Raw genomic sequence first — 18638 nt, forward strand, 5'->3', positions numbered from 1 at the left:
AGCAAGCAAAGTACAACGAGGAGACCATGAGCAAGATCCCGCCGATCAGCGCCCCGCCCCAGCCCAAGACCCGACGTGAAGTCCTGGCGCTCAGCCTGCCCGCCCTGCTGGTCGGTTGTGGCGGTGGTGGTGGTGGTGGCAGTGCCCCCAGCCCCGCGCCAACGCCGGCACCGACGCCAGCCCCCACACCTGCGCCGACACCCGCTCCCACGCCTGCTCCTACACCGGCCCCGACGCCCGCGCCCGGACCCGCGGTCGCGCCTGCCTGGTCCGGCTACGCTGGCAATGCTCAGCACCAGGCACAGAGCACGGTGGCCAGCCAGTCGCTGCAGCGCCTGCTGTGGAGCACGCCGGTCGACCTCGTCCCTCCCTACCGCAGCGGCGGCTTCCTGCTGATCCATTACGGCTCGCCGGCGATCTCGGCTGCCAACACGGTGCTGGTACCGGTCAAGACCACGGCCGACGGCGACTTCCGGGTCGAGGCCTGGAACGGCGCGACCGGGCAGAAGCTCTGGCAGCAGACCACCGACTACCGGTTGCCCACCAGCAGCTGGACGCCCAGCTTCAACATTGCGCTGGATCGCTACAAGCGGGTCTATGTGCCCGAGTCCGGCGGCCGCCTGCTGCGCCGCGCCGACGTCGATTCGGCCACCGGCACGGTGGAACGCTTCTGCTTCTACGGCAACAGCGTCTACGCCGCGAACGCGGGCCTGCTGGACAGCCAGATCCGCATCTGCACGCCACTGACGATCGACGACGCCGGCACCGTGTATTTCGGCTTCCAGGCCTCGGCCGGCAACCTGGCCAGCCTGACCAGCGGCTTCGCCCGCGTGACCGCCGACGGCACCGGCAACTGGGTCAGCGCCGCGACGGTTGCAGGCGACCCGAGCATCAGCGGGCCGGCCCTGAACGCGGCACCGGCACTGTCGCTGGACCAGAAGACGCTCTACGTGGTGGTCAGCACCGCGGTGACCAGTGGACAGAACCAGTCGGGCTATCTGCTGGCGCTTGATGCCACCACGATGGCGATCAAGGCCAAGCAGCTGCTGCGCGAGCCGCAGAACAATGCCCTGGCCCGTGTCACCGATCTTTCCACCGCCTCGCCCATGGTCGCGCCCGATGGCGACGTCTACTTCGGCGTCACCAATGCCTCGCGGGACATCCACAACGGCCGCGGCTGGCTGCTTCACTTCGACGCCGGGCTGACGACCAGCAAGATCCCGGGCTCCTTCGGCTGGGACGACACGCCGGCCGTGGTACCCGCCAGCCTGGTCCCCAGCTACAAGGGCAGTTCCAGCTACCTGCTGCTGGTCAAGTACAACAACTACGCCGGCATTGGCACCGGCGACGGCCAGAACCAGATGGCCGTGGTCGACCCGTTCGCGTCGCAGGAAGACCGCTTCACGGCCCCCAGCGAGAACAAGGTGCAGGTGATGAAGGAAGTCCTCACGGTGAACGGCCTGACCTTCGACACCAGCACCAACCAGGGCGTCCGCGAATGGTGCGTCAACACCGCGGTGGTCGACCTGCAGACGGGCGCAGCCCTGGTCAACAACGAGGACGGCAAGATCTACCGTTGGGACCTTCGCACCAACCTGCTGAGCGAAGGCTTCAAGATGAACGACGGCATCGGCCAGGCCTACACACCCAGCCTGATCGGCCCTGGCGGCATCGTCTACGCGATCAACGGCGCCCGGCTGCACGCCATAGGCGCCTGAGCCAACGCTTCAAGCCAGCTCGACCACGGCGCTGGGCTCCACACCCAGCGCCTCGTGGCTGACCACCAGGGTCAGCCGCCCGGTCTCGGCCGCGGCCTGTGCCAGCACGCTCTGCAGATGGGCCTGGGCCGCGGCGTCCAGTGCGATCAGAGGCTCATCCAGCAGCAGCACCCGCGTGCCCAGGGCCAGCGCCGCGGCCAGCGCGGCCTTGTGCTGGGTGCCGGTCGAGAGCGCGCGCAGCGGCTGGTTCAGGAAAGGCCGCAGGCCGAAGCCATCGACATGGCGCTCGAACAGGGACGCGTCGGATCGCGGGTAGAGCCGCCCCAGGAAGCCGAAGCGCTCGACCGGGCTCAGGTGCTCGAAAGGCGGCGGCTCGGCGCCGACGAAGGCCACTTCGCGGCGGTAGTCCAGGCCCTGGGTCTTCAGGTCCATGCCCGCCACGCGGGCCGAGCCCCATTGCGGCTGCAGCGCGCCAGCCAGCAGCTTGAGCCGGGTCGACTTGCCCGAGCCGTTGGGACCGCGCAGCCAGCACAGCCCCGGGCCGAATTCGTGGCTCCAGAGATCGACGATGCGGCGGCGCTCGTAGGCGAAGCTCAGCGAATGGGCGGTCAGCACAGGGGTCATGGCGGCTTCAGAGGGCCAGGCATTCGGTGCCCAGCACGATCCAGACGGTCAGGAACAGCAGCCAGCGCGCGGCGCGGGCCTCGGCGCTGCTGTCCTCGGGCAGGTAGAGGTTGAAGACCGGCATCAGCAAGGCCGCCAGCAGCAGGCCCGGCCCGGCCAGCGGCGCGAGCGTCCAGGGTCCGAGCAGCAGCATCGCCACCAGCAGCGGCCAGACCAGCAGGCAGGGTGACAGCGCCAGCAGCCGTTCGGCATGCGGCCAGGCGCTCTGAGCCAAGGGCAGCTGGACGCTGGCCAAACGCAGGGCCGCCAGGTCGCGCCGGGCCAGCGCAAAGGCACGGGCGCTGCCGAGCATGCCCGCGAAGGCATAGGCCGCCAGCCACCAGCGCAGCTGCTCGGGCGCGGCCCAGGCCTGGCGCATGCACAGCAGCAGCGCCGAGCCACAGGCCAGCAACCACAGCCCGAGCGACCGGGCCGGGCCACGCGCCATCGGCAACAGCAGCAAGGCGGCCCAGACCCGCGGCGCACGGCCGGCATAGCGGGTTTCGGCTCCCCAGACCCGGCGGCCCGGCCGACGCCGCCAGCGCAGCAACAGCACGCCCAGCAGCAGGCCGGTCGCCAGCGACGCCGTCAGCGCCAGTGCCGACCCCAGCCAGAGGCCTTGCATCCAGGCCGGCCGGACCAGGCCCCAGTTCAGCCAGGAGACCAGGTACAGCAGGACCAGCGGTCCCTGGGCCAGGGCCACCACGGTGGCATCGGCTTTCCAGCTCTCGCCAGTGGGCAGTGGCAAGGCGCGCTCGGCCTCGAGCCAGGCTCGCGGCAGCAAGGCCTCGCGCAAGGCCCAGCTCAGGGCGGTGGCGATCAGCGCGTGCCCCAGCACACCCAGCAGCAGCAATGGCGCCGGCTGGGCGACGGCCCAGAACAGGGGCAAGGCCGGCCAGCCCAGCGCCTTGGGCGCGTACTCGCCCAGCACGGCTGCGAACACCAGCACGAAGCCGGACCAGCGGCGCAGCAGCGCCCAAAGGGCCGAGGCGCTGTAGCCCAGCCTCATGCGGCTGGCGCCGGGGCCGGAAATGGCGGGATTCGCACAAACGCTGGGCATGCGGAGGGTCACAGAACGGGGCCGAGGCGGCGATGCTAAGGGCACGGCTATAGTCCGCCGGCCTCTTTTTTCTCCCTAGCCCTCGCCTGCCCATGTTCCCGAAGTCCGCTATTTCCCGCCGCACCACCCTGTCCGCCCTGGCCCTCGGCCTCGCACTCTCCGCCTGTGGCGGCGGTGGTGGTGGCGGCGATTCCGGCTCGTCCGGCAACAACGACGTCTACGGCTGGTCGTCCATCACCACGCTGAAGACCACCGACACCACCGTGGGCACCGGCGCCACGGTCGCCACCGGCAACGTGCTGCGTGTGCATTACACCGGCTGGCTCTACGACAAGCGCGCCACCGACCTCAAGGGCTCCAAGTTCGACAGCTCGGTCGACCGCGGCACGCCGTTCGAGTTCCCGTTCGGCATGGGCCAGGTGATCGCCGGCTGGGACCAGGGCCTGGTCGGCATGAAGGTCGGCGGCAAGCGCCAGCTGATCATCCCGGCCTCGCTGGGCTATGGCAGCAACGGCTTCCCTCCCAGCATCCCCGGCGGCGCCGCCCTGGTGTTCGACGTCGAACTGCTGGCGATCAAGTAAGCCGCCAAACAGCCGGAGCTGGCTACAGCTCCAGGTTGTCGATCAGCCGGGTCGCACCCAGCTTGGCGGCCGCCAAGGCCACCAGGGGCGCGCCCTCCTCGGGCGTGCCGAGGTCGCGCTGGCGGCGCAGCACGACATAGTCGGGCAGCCAGCCCTGGGCGCGCAGCGCTTGCATGGCCTCGGCCTCCAGCTGCGCCACATCGCGCCGGCCGGCTTGCCAGCCGGCGATCAGGCCCTTCAGCGTCGCCGACAGGCGCAGGGCCTCCAGCTTCTCGGCCTCGCTGAGATAGCCATTGCGTGAGGACAGGGCCAGGCCCTCGGCGCTGCGGCAGGTCTCGCCGCCACGCACGTCGATCGGCAGGGCCATCTGCGCCACCATGCGGCGCAGGACCATCAGTTGCTGGTAGTCCTTCTTGCCGAAGATGGCGATCTGCGGTTGCACGATGTTGAACAGCTTGTACACCACGGTGCAGACGCCGGTGAAGAAGCCGGGCCGGAAATGGCCTTCCAGGATGTCGGCCAGCTCGGCCGGCGGCTGCAGCTTGTAGGCCTGCGGCTCGGGATAGAGCTCGCGCTCGTCCGGCGCGAACACCAGGTCGCAGCCCGCACTTTCCAGCAGCCGGCAGTCGTTCTCCAGCGTGCGCGGATAGCGGTCGAAGTCCTCGTGCGGCAGGAACTGCAGGCGATTGACGAAGATGCTGGCAATCACCGGGCCGGCCGTCGCGGCGCGAGCCTGGCGCACCAGGGCCAGATGGCCTTCATGCAGATTGCCCATGGTGGGCACGAAGGCGCGGCCGCCCTGGCCCTCGAGTTCGGCACGCAGCTCGGCGATCGTGTGGATGAGTTTCATCGAACGCTCAATAGCCGTGCAGGTCGTCCTGCGGGAAGCTGGCGCCCTTCACCTCGGTCACATAACGGCGCACCGCGTCCTGCACCGAGGAGGCGCCCTGCATGAAGTTCTTGACGAAGCGCGGACGACGGCCCGGCGTGATGTCCAGCATGTCGTGCAGCACCAGCACCTGGCCCGAGCAACCGACACCGGCGCCGATGCCGATCACCGGAATCTTCAGCTCGCCGGCCAGCTCGGCGGCCAGGGCGGCCGGCACCATCTCCAGCACCAGCATCTGGGCGCCGGCCGCGGCCAGCTCATGGGCCTGCTGCTTCAGCAAGGCGGCGCTGGCCTCGTCGCGGCCCTGGACCTTGTAGCCGCCCAGGGCGGTGACCGTCTGTGGCGTGAAGCCCAGGTGGGCACAGACCGGAATGCCGCGCTCGACCAGGAAGCGCACCGTGGCCGCGGTCCAGCCGCCGCCTTCGAGCTTGACCATGTGGGCGCCGGCCTTGACCAGGGCGGCGGCGCTCTTCCAGGCTTCTTCGGTCGAGGCCTGGTAGCTGTCGAAGGGCAGGTCGCCAATGACCCAGGCGCTCTTGCGGCCGCGGGCCACGCAGGCCGTGTGATAGACCATCTCCTGCAGGCTGACCGGCACCGTGCTGGTCTGGCCCTGCAGCACATTGCCCAGCGAATCGCCGACCAGCAGCACGTCGACCCCGGCCTCGTCCAGCAGCGCGGCGAAGGCGGCGTCGTAGCAGGTCAGCATGGCGATCTTGTCGCCGCTGGCATGCATGTCCAGCAGACGCTGCAGCGTGACCGGCTTTCTCTCTTGGGTCGTCGTGTTCATGATGGGCGCAGTGCGCCCGGACAGGCGCGGAATGGCAAGCGGGGCGCAGTGTAGCGGGGGCACCCCGGGTTTGCACGGAGGGAGCCGCAGGGTAGGCTCGCCACTCCAGAAGGAAGTCCCCCGCATGACCCTGACCGAGCTGCGCTACATCGTTGCCGTCGCCCGCGAACGCCATTTCGGCCGCGCCGCCGAGGCCTGCTTCGTGTCGCAACCCACGCTGAGCGTGGCGATCAAGAAGCTGGAAGAAGAGCTCGACGTCAAGATCTTCGAGCGCGGTGCCAGCGAGGTCTCGGTGACGCCGCTGGGCGAGGAGATCGTGCGCCAGGCCCAGTCGGTGATCGAGCAGGCCAGCGCCATCAAGGAGATCGCCAAGCGCGGCAAGGACCCGCTGGCCGGCGCCCTGCGCCTGGGCATCATCTACACCATCGGCCCCTACCTGCTGCCCGAGCTGGTCAAGCACACCATCGAGCTGTATCCGCAGATGCCGCTGATGCTGCAGGAGAACTTCACGGTCAAGCTCTTGGAGATGCTGCGCACCGGCGAGCTGGACTGCGCCATCATGGCCGAGCCCTTTCCCGACACCGGCCTGGCCACCGCAGCGCTGTACGACGAGCCCTTCGTCGTGGCCGTGCCCGCCACCCATCCCTTCGCCCAGCGCCCCAGCATCAGCGCCACCGAGCTCAAGCAGGAAACCATGCTGCTGCTGGGCACCGGCCACTGCTTCCGCGACCATGTGCTGGAGGTCTGCCCCGAGTTCGCCCGCTTCTCGTCCGATGCCGAGGGCATACGCAAGAGCTTCGAGGGCAGCTCGCTGGAGACCATCAAGCACATGGTGGCCTCGGGCATGGGCGTGACCGTCGTGCCCTCGCTGAGCGTGCCAAAAGAACCGGCCCCTCACCTTCGCTTCATCCCTTTTGAAGCGCCGATCCCCAGCCGGCGCGTGGTGCTGGCCTGGCGCCGCACCTTCACCCGCTACGAGGCCATCGCCGCCCTGCGCAATGCGATCTACGCCTGCGAGCTGAGCGGTGTGACCCGGCTGACGGCCTGAGAGCGCCTCCCCCTCATCCAGGGGCAGGGTCGCTCAAAACTCAAGCAAATCATTTAAACTGCGCAAACACCGAGATGAGACCGGCCCCAGAGCCGGCCGTCGCGCCGAGGTCGTGAGCCCCCCGCTGGGCAGGCGACGCCAGAAGTACATCGATTCGAGGGAATCCAGATGATGGTCATCAAGTTCCGGGCCGCCCTGATGGCGGCCCTGGCAGCCGCCGCATGGGCGACCGCCGACACCGCCCAGGCCCTAGAGGTCCGCACCGCTTCCGGCGGCAGCGGCCAACTTCAGTGGACCGCGTCCAGCCACATCGTCGGCCGCGACTCGACCGCCGCCATCGCCTTCGGCGGTGATCCGCGCTACCTGGCCGAATTTCCGCGCCTGAACGGCGTCGCCACGCTGTTGATGAACTACGGCGAGCAAGGCGCCGCCCTGTGCACCGGATCGCTGCTGCAGGACCGTCGCTCCATCCTGACCGCCGCGCATTGCGTCAGCCAGGGCGGCGCCGGCCGGCCGCTCAGCACCACGGCCTTCTTCTATCAGGGCAACGAGCTCGATCCCATCGTCATCGGCAACCCGGCTTCCTATGCGCTGACCGTCAGCGACTACTTCGTGCCGGAGGCCTACACCGGCTATCCGATCGACCAGAACGACCTCGCCGTGCTGCGCCTGGACGACTGGGCACCGGCCGGCATCAGCAGCTACGGCCTCTGGACCGACGGCCCGCTGAACGGCCAGAGCTACGAAGTGGTCGGCTACGGTCAGCGTTCGCTGGAGGGCGGTGCCATGGGCGCCGACCTGGACGCCCCCTACCTGCGCGTGGGCCGCAACCGCTACGACTTCAGCTTCGGCGATGCCGACTTCGGCGGCGCCTGGTCGCAGATCTATGGCCTGCCGGCCAGCCAGATCAATGGCGTGGTCGTGGCCGACTTCGACAGCGGCAGCCCCGACAACGACCTGATCTGCCATCTCGGCGCCGGCGCCTTCGGCGGCGATCCCGCCAGGTACTGCGACCTGGGCGGCGAGCTGGAGGTGTCCACCGGCCACGGCGACTCGGGTGGCCCGCAGTTCATAGACGGCCGCGTGGCCTCGGTCACCTCGTTCGGCCAGAGCTGGGGCACCTACTGGGGCGATGTGGACGGCCTCACCAACAGCAGCTACGGCGAACTGAACGGCTTCGTGCCGGTGTCACTGCACGAGGACTTCATCCGCTCGCACCTGGTGCCGGAACCGGCCAGCCTGGCCCTGGTGGGACTGGGCCTGATAGGCCTGGGCTGGAACCGCCGCCGCCGCTGAGCCAAGGAACAGAAAACAAGAATCGCTGTCATCAGGAGAGGTTCATGGGCTGCCGCGAGGCAGCTCTTTTTTGCCCCTCGCCCCAGGCTATGGCCGCGGTAAAAGCAATCAAATGGTCACGGGCTCGCCCCTCCTTATCGTTCGTTCCAACGCAGCCCTGCTGCCTCTTCAAGGAGACGAACGCCATGTCCAGCGAAGCCAAGTGCCCCTTCCACCATGCCGCCGGCAGCGGCCAGACCAACCGCGACTGGTGGCCGAACCAGCTGCGCGTCGAGCTGCTGAACCAGCATTCCGGCAAGTCCAATCCGCTCGGTGAGCAGTTCGACTACGCGAAGGCCTTCAAGCAGCTCGACTACAAGGCGCTGAAGGCCGACCTGGTCAAGCTGATGACAGACAGCCAGCCCTGGTGGCCGGCCGATTTCGGCCACTACGGCCCGCAGATGGTGCGCATGGCCTGGCATGCCGCCGGCACCTACCGCACCGTGGACGGCCGCGGCGGTGGCGGCCGCGGCCAGCAGCGCTTCGCGCCGCTGAACTCCTGGCCCGACAACGTCAACATCGACAAGAGCCGCCGCCTGCTCTGGCCGATCAAGCAGAAGTACGGCCAGAGCATCTCCTGGGCCGACCTGTTCATCCTGGCCGGCAATGTGGCGCTGGAATCGATGGGCTTTCGCACCTTCGGCTTCGCCGGCGGCCGCGAGGATGTCTGGGAACCCGACGAGGACGTGAACTGGGGCGCCGAGATCCAGTGGCTGGGCGTCGATCCGCAACGCGTCACCGAGGACCGCGCGCTGCAGGGGCCCTTCGGCGCCACCCACATGGGCCTGATCTATGTGAACCCGGAAGGCCCCAATGCCAGCGGCGACTACCTGGCCGCGGCCCAGGACATACGCGCCACCTTCGGCCGCATGGCCATGGACGACGAGGAGATCGTCGCCCTGATCGCCGGCGGCCACACCTTCGGCAAGGCCCATGGCGCGGCGCCCGAATCGCACAAGGGCCCCGAACCCGAGGCCGCGGCCCTCGAGGCCCAGGGCCTGGGCTGGCACAGCAGCCACGGCACGGGCCATGGCAAGGACACGATCTCCAGCGGCCTGGAGGTCACCTGGACCAAGACTCCGGCGCTGTGGAGCAACAACTTCTTCGAGAACCTCTTCAAGTACGAATGGGAGCTGACCCATTCGCCGGCCGGCGCCAAGCAGTGGATCGCCAAGGACGCGCCCGATGTCATCCCCGATGCCCATGTGCCCGGCCTGTTCCACAAGCCGACCATGCTGACCACCGACCTGACGCTGCGCTTCGATCCGGCTTTCGGCAAGATCTCCAAGCGCTTCCTGCAGGATCCGCAGGCTTTTGCCGAGGCCTTCGCCCGCGCCTGGTTCAAGCTGACCCACCGCGACATGGGCCCCAAGGCCCGCTATCTGGGCCCGGAAGTGCCCAAGGAAGACCTGATCTGGCAGGACCCGCTGCCGGCCGCCACGCACCAGCCCACCGCGGCTGACATTGCCGAGCTGAAAGCGCGCATTGCCGCATCCGGCCTGACGGTGGCCCAGCTGGTCTCGGTGGCCTGGGCCTCGGCCTCGACCTTCCGCGGCGGCGACAAGCGCGGCGGCGCGAACGGGGCGCGCCTGGCCCTGGCTCCGCAGAAGGACTGGGCGGTCAACCGGATGGCAGTCCAGGCCCTGCCAGTGCTAACCGCGATACAGCAGGCCTCTGGCAAGGCTTCGTTGGCCGATGTGATCGTGCTGGCTGGCGGTGTTGGCGTCGAGCTGGCGGCCAGGGCGGCCGGCGTTGAGCTGGAAGTGCCGTTCGCGCCGGGCCGGGTCGATGCGCGCCAGGACCAGACCGATGTCGAGTCCTTCGCCGTGCTCGAGCCCATCGCCGATGGCTTCCGCAACTACCGTCGGGACCGCCTGGGCGCGCCGACCGAGGCCCTGCTGATCGACCGCGCCCAGCAGCTGACGCTGACCGGCCCCGAGCTGACTGCGCTGATAGGCGGCCTGCGGGTGCTGGGAGCCAACTTCGACGGCGGTCCGCAAGGCGTGTTCACCGATCGGCCCGGCGTGCTGAGCAACGACTTCTTCGTGAACCTGCTGGACATGGCCACGGTCTGGGCACCGGTCGGCGGCGACAGCGAAAGCTTCGAGGGTCGCGACCGCCAGACCGGCGCCGTCCGCTACACGGCCAGCCGCGCCGACCTGGTGTTCGGCTCCAACTCGGTGCTGCGCGCCTATGCCGAGGTCTATGCCAGCGCCGACGGATCCTTGCCCCTGGTCAAGGACTTCGTTGCCGCCTGGACCAAAGTGATGAACCTGGACCGCTTCGACCTGGCCTGATGGTGGCAAGATCTGACCCGGCGTCGTCCTTCAGGAGTTGACAGACATGGCCAACAAGAAACCCGCGGCAGCGAGCATCAACATAGGCATCAGCGACAAGGACCGGGCCGCCATCGCCGGCGGCCTGGCCAAGCTGCTGGCCGATACCTACACGCTCTACCTGACCACGCACAACTTCCACTGGAACGTGACCGGGCCCATGTTCAATTCGCTGCATGCGATGTTCATGGCCCAGTACACCGAGCTCTGGAATGCGGTCGACCCGATTGCCGAACGCATCCGCTCGCTGGGCCATGTGGCGCCGGGCAGCTACGCCCAGTTCGCCAAGCTCAGCAGCCTCAAGGACGCACCGGCCACGCCGCCCAAGGCCATGGAGATGGTGCGCATCCTGATGCAAGGCCATGAAGGCGTGGCCCGCACGGCGCGCAGCCTGTTCCCGGCGGTCGAGAAGGCCTCGGACGAGCCAACGGCGGACCTGCTGACGCAGCGGATCACCGTCCATGAGCAGACGGCCTGGATGCTGCGCAGCTTGTTGGAAGAGTGACGCGATGAGAGTCGTTGTGCTGGCCGGCTTGTTCCTGGCGGGTTGTGCCGGCCTGCCCTTGGCGCCGCCGGCGGCCGACCTGCTGTTCAGCTCCACGCGCGACGGCCCGGCCGCCCTCTACCTGCTCAAGGCCGGCCAAGCCGAGCCGGAGAAGCTGGCCAGCGGCCCCGGCAACTGGCCGGGCTGGGCCCCCGATGGCCGCCGCATCGTGTTCCAGAGCCGGCGCACCGGCAACCTCGATATCTACACCTTGGACCTCGCCGGTGGCGAGCCGCGCCAACTGACGAATGACGTGGAGCCCGACTACCTGCCCGAGTGGTCGCCCGACGGCACCGAGATCGTCTTCACCTCCTGGCGCAAGGAAGCGGGCGAGACCGAGCGCGCAGCCCACCTCTACCTGATGAAGCCCGACGGCAGCGGCCAGCGCCGCCTGCCCATCGCCTCGCTGAAGACCTCGGCCGGCGCCAGCTGGTCGCCGGACGGCAAGCGCCTGGTCTATTCGCGCCAGATGGACGGCAAGGGCGCCGAGCTCTTTGTTGCGGACCGCGACGGCGGCAACGAGAAGCGGCTGACCCAAGACAGCGCGCAGGACATCCACAACGGCTCGCCGGCCTTCTCGCCCGACGGGCAGTGGATCGCCTTCTACTCAGACGCCGGCAAGGGCAATGCCCAGCTGCAAGTGATACGGCCGGACGGCAGCGAGCGCCGCACTGTGCGGGCCGAAGGCAAGAACTGGTACCCGCGCTGGTCGCCGGACGGCCGCTGGCTGCTGGTGACCGGCCCTTCGCTGGACGGGGCCGACGCCAACAACATGGACCTGCTGGCGGTTCCGCTGCAAGGCGAGCCGCAACCGCGCCTGGTGGCCGGCGGCCCCAAGCGCGAGCAGGAAGGCAGCTGGCGGCCCGCGCCGCGCTGAACGTTCTCTGAAGCCTGGAGTGAACACTCGATGATGAAGAAATCCCCTGCCCTCGCCTGCTTGTCGCTGGCCCTGGTCCTTGGACAGGCAATCGCCGCCGAGCCGACACGCGACGAGCTGACCCGCCAGGTCGAGGCGCTGGACCGGGAGTTCTTCGACGCCTTCAACAACTGCAAGCTGGACAAGCTCACCGAGATGGTGGCCGAGGACCTGGAGTTCTTCCACGACAAGAACGGCCTGATGCGCTCGCGCCAGGCCTTCATCGAGGCGGTCAGGCGCAATGTCTGCGGCAAGTTCCGCCGCGAACCCATGGCCGGCACCATGGTCGTGTATCCGCTGGAGAAATTCGGCGCCATCCAGATGGGCGACCACAAGTTCTGCCCGGTCAAGCCCGGCCCCTGCGAGGGCAAGGGCAAGTACGTCAATGTCTGGCAGCGCAAGGGCGAACGCTGGGAAATGATGCGGGTGCTCAGCTACGAGCACCTGCCGCTGACCGAGTAAGTCAGCAAGCCAGCGCCGCGCCGTTCAGCCGCGGGCCTGGACGAAGGCGAGGTACTTGGGGTCCTCGCATTCAAAGGCCTTGGCGCCGCCGGCCTTGAAGGCCGCCGCCAGCCATTCGGCGGCCGCGGCTTCTTCGCCCAGCTCCAGCAGCGACTGGCCCAGGCGCAGCTGCACCAGCAAGTCCTCGCCCGCTTCCTCGAAGCTGTTCACCGCGGCCTGGAAGGTGTCGCGGGCCGACTCGTAGTCGTCGAGCAGGAACTGCATGTCGGCGATGGAGACGAGCAGGCCCAGGGCCTGCTCCTGCTCGCCCCAGGGCTCGGGCACTTGCTCCAGCGCCTGCTCGAACAGCTCGAGCGCGGCCTCGAAGTCGCCTTCGTCGGCCCGCTCGTCGGCCTGGTCGATCAGGGCCTGGATGCTGCTGCCCATCAAAGCACCGCCATCAGGCCCACGATGCCTATGCCCAGTGCCGCCAGCGCGTCACCGGCGATCAGGCCGCCGCCGAACAGCGAGGTCGGCTTCATGTCGTCGGGCAGGGCGGCCTCGCCATTCTTGGGCTTGGGCGCCAGCGTGTGGATCAGGCTGGAGATCACGCCGCCGGCACCGAACCACAGCGAGGTCGGCAGGTTGACGAAGCCGCCGAACGAGGAGGCATAGGGGCTGGGCAGCAGCACGGCATCGACGACGAAGTCGGTGGCGAAGCCGGCCTTGCCGCTGGCGGCGAAACGCTTGTAGCCCTCGCGGCTGCGGATGAACTTGCGCAGGAACTCGGTGGCGAAGCCCAGCACCAGGCCGATCAGGATGGCCTGGGTCTGGTAGGGCTTGGGATCGGTGATGGAACGCAGGGCACCGACGAACTTGTAGGTCATGGCCGAGGTCCATTGGGCCGGGGCCTCGGAAGCCTTCATCACCGTCTGGTCCAGGCGCAGCACCGGATGGGCGCTCATGAAGAACTCGGCGATCACCACGGTCATGATGGCGCCCACCACCAGGCCGATGGCCTGAAAGCGGAACTGCAGCGCCCGGTTGGAGCCGAGGCGCCAGCCGGTGGAGCGGTCCTGTTGCATGTCACCGGCGACGCTGCAGGAGACGAAGACCACGGTGGCACCCATCAGGGCCAGGATGGGGTCATGCAGGCCCAGCGTGGCCAGCAGGAGCACGGTGACCACGAAGGCCGAGGAGATCGGATTCCAGTCCGTGAGGCCCAGCGAGATGCCGTTGACCAGGGCGAACAGGAAGACCAGGGCCACGGCGAACAGCATGTAGCCGACCGACAGGCCGAAGAACTGCATGCCGGCCACGACGGTGGCGATGCTCCAGAAGCCCACCCAGGCGATCAGGCGCGGCAGGCTGGCGCGCGGCCCGGTGCGCTGCTCCTCGGGCACCTGCTGCTGGGCGCCAGGCTGGGCAATGCTCTTGGCGACGCGCCAGAAGATCAGGCTCAGGTCCACGATGGCCGCGCCCAGCACCATGCCCAGGGCGATCAGGAAGGCGATCTTGCGGAAGGGCTCGCCTTCCTTCAGCCAACCGGCGCCGATGAAGGTGTTGGTCAGGGCCCAGAAGCTCAGGCCGCCGACGATGGCCGGCACGCCGACGCGGGCGCCGACGATCAGGCCGGCACCGAAGGTCGAGCAGCTGAACTCGGTGGCGGCCAGCCAGGCCACCTTGTTGGTGGCGACACCGCCCACCACGCCCAGGCCCATGCCGCCGAACAGGCGCGAGACCGAGCGGCGCAGCAGCTCGGGGTCGGTCAGGGCGCGCAGGATATTGGCCACGGCCAGGCCCGAGGGGAAGGTCAGCTGCATGCGCTCGACCAGGATGGGCGTGTACAGCATGCCTATGCCGGCCGCCATCATGGCGATGCACATCATGTAGGCGATCAGCTGCCAGTGCGGCACTTGCGGCATGCCCATCCAGACCATGGCCTGGATCAGGGCGCTCATGGCCATCATGCCGGCCACCGAGGCGGCCGTGGTCTGGATGTAGTTGGCGCCGTGGCGGCCCTCGGCGCCGTAGCCATAGGTCACGACCGAGCCCAGGATGCCGGCCAGCACCTGGCCGCCGACGAAGAAGCCGATCGAGAAGTTCATGAAGGCGGCCGTGATGCCGCCCAGCGGGCCGAGGATGAACATGCCTACGCAGGCCAGCAGCGTGTAATAGCCCCAGCTGCCGACGGGGGGCAGCCAGGCCCAGCGCCGGTTGTCGGCAATGGCAATAGCGGTCATGGGATGAATGCGGGAGAACCCGGGATTTGCGATGGCGCGCATGATGCGCGCCCGCGGCCCTCCGTTCGCTCCACAATTACCCCACCATGCCGGCCCCCACCCGCATCGCCATCCTGACTTTCGATGGCTTCAACGAGATCGACAGCTTCGTCGCCCTCGGCCTGCTGGGCCGGGCGCGCGCCCAGGGCTTCGCGCCCGAGCTGTGCGGCCCCGGCGCCAGCGCCCGCTCGATGAACGGCGTCAGCGTGCAGCTGCAGCGGCCGCTGGAATGGGCCAACGAGGCCGAGGTCGTGCTGTTCGGCTCGGGGCTCTACACCCGGGCCATCGCCGAGAACTCGGCCCTGCTGGACCGCCTGCAGCTGGACCCGCTGCGCCAGCTGATAGGCGCGCAATGCTCGGGCGCCCTGCTGCTGGCGCGCCTGGGCCTGCTGGGCGGTGCGCCGGCCTGCACCGACAACAGCAGCAAGCCCTTCCTGGTCGAGGCCGGCGTGCGCGTGCTCGACGAGTCCTTCCATGCCCGCGGTCCGGTGGCCACGGCCGGCGGCTGCCTGGCGGCCCAGTACCTCGCCAGCTGGGTGATGCATGTCAAGCTCGGCGAGGCCGCGGCCCGCGAGGCGCTGCGCCGGTCGGCGCCTGTGGACGAGCAGGACGCCTATGTGGAACGGCTGCTGAGCAAGATCCGACCCTTCGTCGCCGCGTAGGCAGCCCGCCACGTTGCCGATTTCCGGCTTGCAGTCCGCAAAGCATGCGGCGCATGATCGACGGACCCCGCTCTTCCACACCAAGCCTAAACGTTGGGAGTTGCCATGCCTCGTCCTCATGCGGTTTCGGGACTGCGGTCCCTGGGTCTGGGTCTAGCGTTGACGGGCCTGAGCGCCCTGGCGCCGGCCGGCGAACTGAACTTCACCGGTTTCGGCACCGTGGGCCTCGGCACGGCCCTGTCGGGTGTCAAGCAGCGCTACTTCGGCTTCGACTGTCCCTGCTACATCGCCAACTATCCCGATGTCGGCGTCTACGGCAAGAAGCTGGACCTGGGTCCGGACAGCCGCTTCGGCCTGCAGGCCACCTACCGGCTCGACGGCGGCGCCAGCTTCACCGGCCAGGTCACGGCCCATGGCGGCAACGACCTCAAGCCGGCCATGGACTGGGCCTACGGCTCGCTGCCGCTGGGCGACGCGTTCACGCTGCAGGTGGGCCGCAAGCGCCTGCCGCTGTTCGGCTATTCCGACTTCTTCCAGGTCGGCTATGCCTACCCCTGGGTGCGGCCGCCGGGCGACCTCTACGGCTGGCAGATCGTGGCCTACAACGGCGCCAACCTGCTCTACCGCCGCAACTACGGCGGCCTGTCGGTGTCGGCCAATGTCTGGGCCGGCAGCGAGAACGACAAGGGCAACCGCATGCTCGACAAGATCTACTACGACGCCCCGGTGGACGAGAAGTGGAAGGGCATCGTCGGCGGCTACCTGGAGCTGGGCACCGACTGGGGCGCAGCCCGCTTCGTGATGATGACGAACAAGGTCGACCGCCTGGTGTCGGGCACGGTCAACAAGAGCGGGGTCAAGCAGAACTTCTACGGCCTGACCTTCAACGTGGACCACAACGACTGGGTGCTGCGCACCGAGTTCAACCGCTTCGTGCGGCCCGACGCGCCCAAGGACATCTACAACGTGTACTTCGTCGGCGCCGGCCGCCGCTTCGGCGACTGGCTGCCCATGCTGACCTATTCGCGCTTCACCGAGGACTACAAGGACGATCCCACGGCCAACGAAAAGCACAACACGCTGGCCGCCACGCTGCGCTGGGACTTCCGCGACAACATGGCGTTGAAGCTCGAGTACGACGTGTTCAAGGACAAATCCGGCTTCCCCTTCGTCGGCAACAGCAAGGCCATCGCGGTCTCTGTGGACTTCACTTTCTGACGGAGGCCGCCATGAAGAAAACAGAACTCTCGAACATCGCGTTGGGCATGGCCGCTTTCGTCCTCAGCGGGGCCGCCCTGGCCGGTCCGGTCGTCGTGGCCAACCCGGCCCTGGCCGGCAAGCCCGGCGCCGACGACATCAAGGCGGTCTTCCTCGGCCAGTCCACCTCGCTGCCCGGCGTGGGAAACGTGACGCCCGGCCTGCCCAAGGAAGGCAAGGTCCGCGAGGACTTCCTCTCCAGCTACGTCGGCAAGAGCAATCAGCAGTTCAAGGCGGTCTGGACCCAGCTGATCTTCACCGGCAAGGCGCCTGCGCCCAAGCAGTTCGACAGCGAAGACGAGCTCAAGAAATGGATCTCGTCCACGCCCAACGGCATAGGCGTGCTGGACAGCGCCAAGGTGGACGGCTCGGTCAAGGTGATAGGCGGGCAGTGAGCCGGCAAAGCCTGCGGGGATAATCGCGGGTTCGCCCCCGAAGGCCCCCATTCCCGCAGACCCGTCCGCCATGTCCACCGAGCTGAACTCCCGCATCGACGGCGAGGTGCGCCGCCGCCGCACCTTCGCCATCATTTCCCACCCCGACGCGGGCAAGACCACGCTGACCGAGAAGCTGCTGCTGTTCTCGGGCGCGATCCAGATCGCCGGCTCGGTCAAGGCCCGCAAGGCCACGCGCCACGCGACCTCGGACTGGATGGAGATCGAAAAGCAGCGCGGCATCTCGGTGGCCTCCTCGGTCATGCAGATGGAATACCGCGACTGCGTGATCAACCTGCTGGACACGCCGGGCCACCAGGACTTCTCGGAAGACACCTACCGCGTGCTGACCGCCGTGGACGCCGCGCTGATGGTGATCGATGCGGCCAACGGCGTGGAGCCGCAGACCCGCCGCCTGCTGCAGGTCTGCCGCGCCCGCAACACGCCCATCCTCACCTTCGTCAACAAGATGGACCGCGAGGTGCAGGAGCCGCTGGCCCTGATGGACGAGATCGAGCGCGAGCTGGGCATGACGGTCGTGCCCTTCACCTGGCCGGTGGGCATGGGCAAGCATTTCCATGGCGTGATGGACCTGCGCCAGCAGCGCATGCGCGTGTTCGCCCCGGGTGAAGACCGCGCGGCCGGCACCGAGGAGGTGCTGGAAGGCCTGGACAATCCGGCCTATGCCGAGCGCTTCGGCATGCAGTACGAGAACGCACAGGGCGAGATCGAGCTGGTCAACGAGGCCGCCCCGGCCTTCGACCACGAGGCCTTCCTGACCGGCAGGCAGACGCCGATGTTCTTCGGCTCGGCGGTCAACAACTTCGGCGTGCAGGAAGTGCTGGACGCCCTGGTGGAACTGGCCCCGGCGCCGGGCGAGCGCAGCGCACTGCAGCGCACGGTCCAGCCCGAGGAACCCAAGTTCACCGGCGTGGTGTTCAAGATCCAGGCCAATATGGACCCCTCGCACCGCGACCGCATCGCCTTCCTGCGCGTGGCCTCTGGCCATTTCGAGCGCGGCATGCGGCTCAAGGTCGTGCGCTCCGGCAAGGAACTGCGGCCCAACACGGTGGTGAGCTTCCTGTCGCAGCGCCGCGAGCTGCTGGACGAGGCTTTTGCCGGCGACATCATCGGCATCCCCAATCATGGCGTGCTGCAGCTGGGCGACACCATCACCGAAGGCGAGGCCCTGCAGTACACAGGCCTGCCCTTCTTCGCGCCGGAAATGTTCCGCAGCGTCGAGGTGGCCGACCCGCTCAAGACCAAGCAGCTGCGCGAGGGCCTGCGCCAGCTGGGCGAGGAAGGCGCGATCCAGGTCTTCCGCCCCGAGGCCGGCAGCGTGCTGCTGCTGGGCGCCGTGGGCCAGCTGCAGTTCGAGGTCGTGGCCCACCGCCTGGAGCATGAATACGGCGTCAAGGCCCGCATCACCGCGGCCCGCTACAACGTGGCGCGCTGGGTGACCTGCGACGACGTCGAAGGCCAGGGCGGCAGCGGCGAGAAGGAGCTGCGCCGCTTCATAGACCACAACGCCCACCGCGTGGCCTGGGACGCGGTCAACGCGCCCACCGTGCTGCTGGAATATGCCGGCGAGCTGCGCGCCATGCAGGAGAACTGGCCCCGCATCCGCTTCCACGCGCTGCGCGAGCACGCGGGCCTGGTGTTTCAGCAGCGGATGGAAGGCTAGG

General features: G+C 68.4%; 18 protein-coding genes. 12 read left to right on the forward strand and 6 right to left on the reverse strand.

The features are described 5' to 3' along the window. Positions 1-26: 26 nt before the first annotated feature. On the forward strand, positions 27-1718 hold the full coding sequence (locus QT382_RS20165) for an SMP-30/gluconolactonase/LRE family protein (protein WP_289255918.1): 1692 nt from the start codon (positions 27-29) through the stop codon (positions 1716-1718). A gap of 9 nt (positions 1719-1727) precedes the next feature. On the opposite strand, the gene QT382_RS20170 is transcribed toward QT382_RS20165, so the two are convergent. Together QT382_RS20170 and QT382_RS20175 are read right to left on the reverse strand one after the other, a co-directional pair. Continuing rightward, the gene (locus QT382_RS20170) at positions 1728-2342 is read right to left on the reverse strand and encodes an ABC transporter ATP-binding protein (protein WP_289255919.1); all 615 of its coding nucleotides are present in this window, start codon (positions 2340-2342) and stop codon (positions 1728-1730) included. Positions 2343-2349: 7 nt separating this feature from the next. Beyond that, a complete protein-coding gene (locus QT382_RS20175) occupies positions 2350-3390 on the reverse strand; it encodes a hypothetical protein (RefSeq protein WP_289255920.1) in 1041 nt (346 codons plus the stop codon). A gap of 143 nt (positions 3391-3533) precedes the next feature. Here QT382_RS20175 and QT382_RS20180 point away from each other — a divergent pair, with 143 nt between their 5' ends. Further along, positions 3534-4022: an FKBP-type peptidyl-prolyl cis-trans isomerase gene (locus QT382_RS20180; protein ID WP_353957284.1), complete on the forward strand. Its 489-nt coding sequence runs from the start codon at positions 3534-3536 to the stop codon at positions 4020-4022. A gap of 22 nt (positions 4023-4044) precedes the next feature. Here QT382_RS20180 and panC read toward each other — a convergent pair whose 3' ends face one another. Together panC and panB are read right to left on the reverse strand one after the other, a co-directional pair. After that, positions 4045-4872, reverse strand: a complete 828-nt coding sequence (panC, locus tag QT382_RS20185; RefSeq protein WP_289255921.1) for a pantoate--beta-alanine ligase — start codon at positions 4870-4872, stop codon at positions 4045-4047. A 7-nt stretch (positions 4873-4879) separates the two neighbouring features. Then, entirely contained in the window at positions 4880-5698 is an 819-nt protein-coding gene (panB, locus tag QT382_RS20190; protein ID WP_289255922.1) for a 3-methyl-2-oxobutanoate hydroxymethyltransferase, read from the reverse strand. Positions 5699-5822: 124 nt separating this feature from the next. On the opposite strand from panB, the gene QT382_RS20195 reads away from it, so the two are divergent. The 6 genes from QT382_RS20195 (at position 5823) to QT382_RS20220 (ending at position 12339) form a co-directional block, all read left to right on the forward strand. After that, the gene (locus tag QT382_RS20195; protein WP_289255923.1) at positions 5823-6746 is read left to right on the forward strand and encodes a hydrogen peroxide-inducible genes activator; all 924 of its coding nucleotides are present in this window, start codon (positions 5823-5825) and stop codon (positions 6744-6746) included. A gap of 168 nt (positions 6747-6914) precedes the next feature. Continuing rightward, the gene (locus tag QT382_RS20200; RefSeq protein ID WP_289255924.1) at positions 6915-8042 is read left to right on the forward strand and encodes a trypsin-like serine protease; all 1128 of its coding nucleotides are present in this window, start codon (positions 6915-6917) and stop codon (positions 8040-8042) included. A 185-nt stretch (positions 8043-8227) separates the two neighbouring features. Next, positions 8228-10378, forward strand: coding sequence for a catalase/peroxidase HPI (gene katG, locus QT382_RS20205; protein ID WP_289255925.1), 2151 nt, complete (start codon positions 8228-8230; stop codon positions 10376-10378). A 46-nt stretch (positions 10379-10424) separates the two neighbouring features. Further along, the gene (locus QT382_RS20210) at positions 10425-10922 is read left to right on the forward strand and encodes a Dps family protein (protein ID WP_289255926.1); all 498 of its coding nucleotides are present in this window, start codon (positions 10425-10427) and stop codon (positions 10920-10922) included. Positions 10923-10926: 4 nt separating this feature from the next. Continuing rightward, entirely contained in the window at positions 10927-11838 is a 912-nt protein-coding gene (locus tag QT382_RS20215; RefSeq protein ID WP_289255927.1) for a DPP IV N-terminal domain-containing protein, read from the forward strand. A 30-nt stretch (positions 11839-11868) separates the two neighbouring features. Next, positions 11869-12339, forward strand: a complete 471-nt coding sequence (locus QT382_RS20220) for a nuclear transport factor 2 family protein (RefSeq protein WP_289255928.1) — start codon at positions 11869-11871, stop codon at positions 12337-12339. 24 nt (positions 12340-12363) lie between these two features. On the opposite strand, the gene QT382_RS20225 is transcribed toward QT382_RS20220, so the two are convergent. Together QT382_RS20225 and QT382_RS20230 are read right to left on the reverse strand one after the other, a co-directional pair. Beyond that, entirely contained in the window at positions 12364-12765 is a 402-nt protein-coding gene (locus QT382_RS20225) for a tetratricopeptide repeat protein (RefSeq protein ID WP_289255929.1), read from the reverse strand. After that, positions 12765-14561, reverse strand: a complete 1797-nt coding sequence (locus QT382_RS20230) for an OPT/YSL family transporter (protein ID WP_289255930.1) — start codon at positions 14559-14561, stop codon at positions 12765-12767. Before QT382_RS20230 ends, QT382_RS20225 begins: the two co-directional genes overlap by 1 nt. A gap of 86 nt (positions 14562-14647) precedes the next feature. Between QT382_RS20230 and QT382_RS20235 the strand changes: the two genes are divergently transcribed. From QT382_RS20235 to QT382_RS20250, 4 genes are all read left to right on the forward strand, one after another. Continuing rightward, the gene (locus tag QT382_RS20235; RefSeq protein WP_289255931.1) at positions 14648-15262 is read left to right on the forward strand and encodes a DJ-1/PfpI family protein; all 615 of its coding nucleotides are present in this window, start codon (positions 14648-14650) and stop codon (positions 15260-15262) included. Between the two features lie 159 nt (positions 15263-15421). Then, the gene (locus tag QT382_RS20240; RefSeq protein ID WP_289255932.1) at positions 15422-16480 is read left to right on the forward strand and encodes a hypothetical protein; all 1059 of its coding nucleotides are present in this window, start codon (positions 15422-15424) and stop codon (positions 16478-16480) included. 11 nt (positions 16481-16491) lie between these two features. Further along, positions 16492-16914: a hypothetical protein gene (locus tag QT382_RS20245; RefSeq protein ID WP_289255933.1), complete on the forward strand. Its 423-nt coding sequence runs from the start codon at positions 16492-16494 to the stop codon at positions 16912-16914. 70 nt (positions 16915-16984) lie between these two features. Beyond that, positions 16985-18637: a peptide chain release factor 3 gene (locus tag QT382_RS20250; protein WP_289255934.1), complete on the forward strand. Its 1653-nt coding sequence runs from the start codon at positions 16985-16987 to the stop codon at positions 18635-18637. Position 18638 lies beyond the last annotated feature (1 nt).

Origin of the sequence: Pelomonas sp. SE-A7, from assembly GCF_030345705.1 — a bacterium.
Classification (GTDB): domain Bacteria; phylum Pseudomonadota; class Gammaproteobacteria; order Burkholderiales; family Burkholderiaceae_C; genus JAUASW01.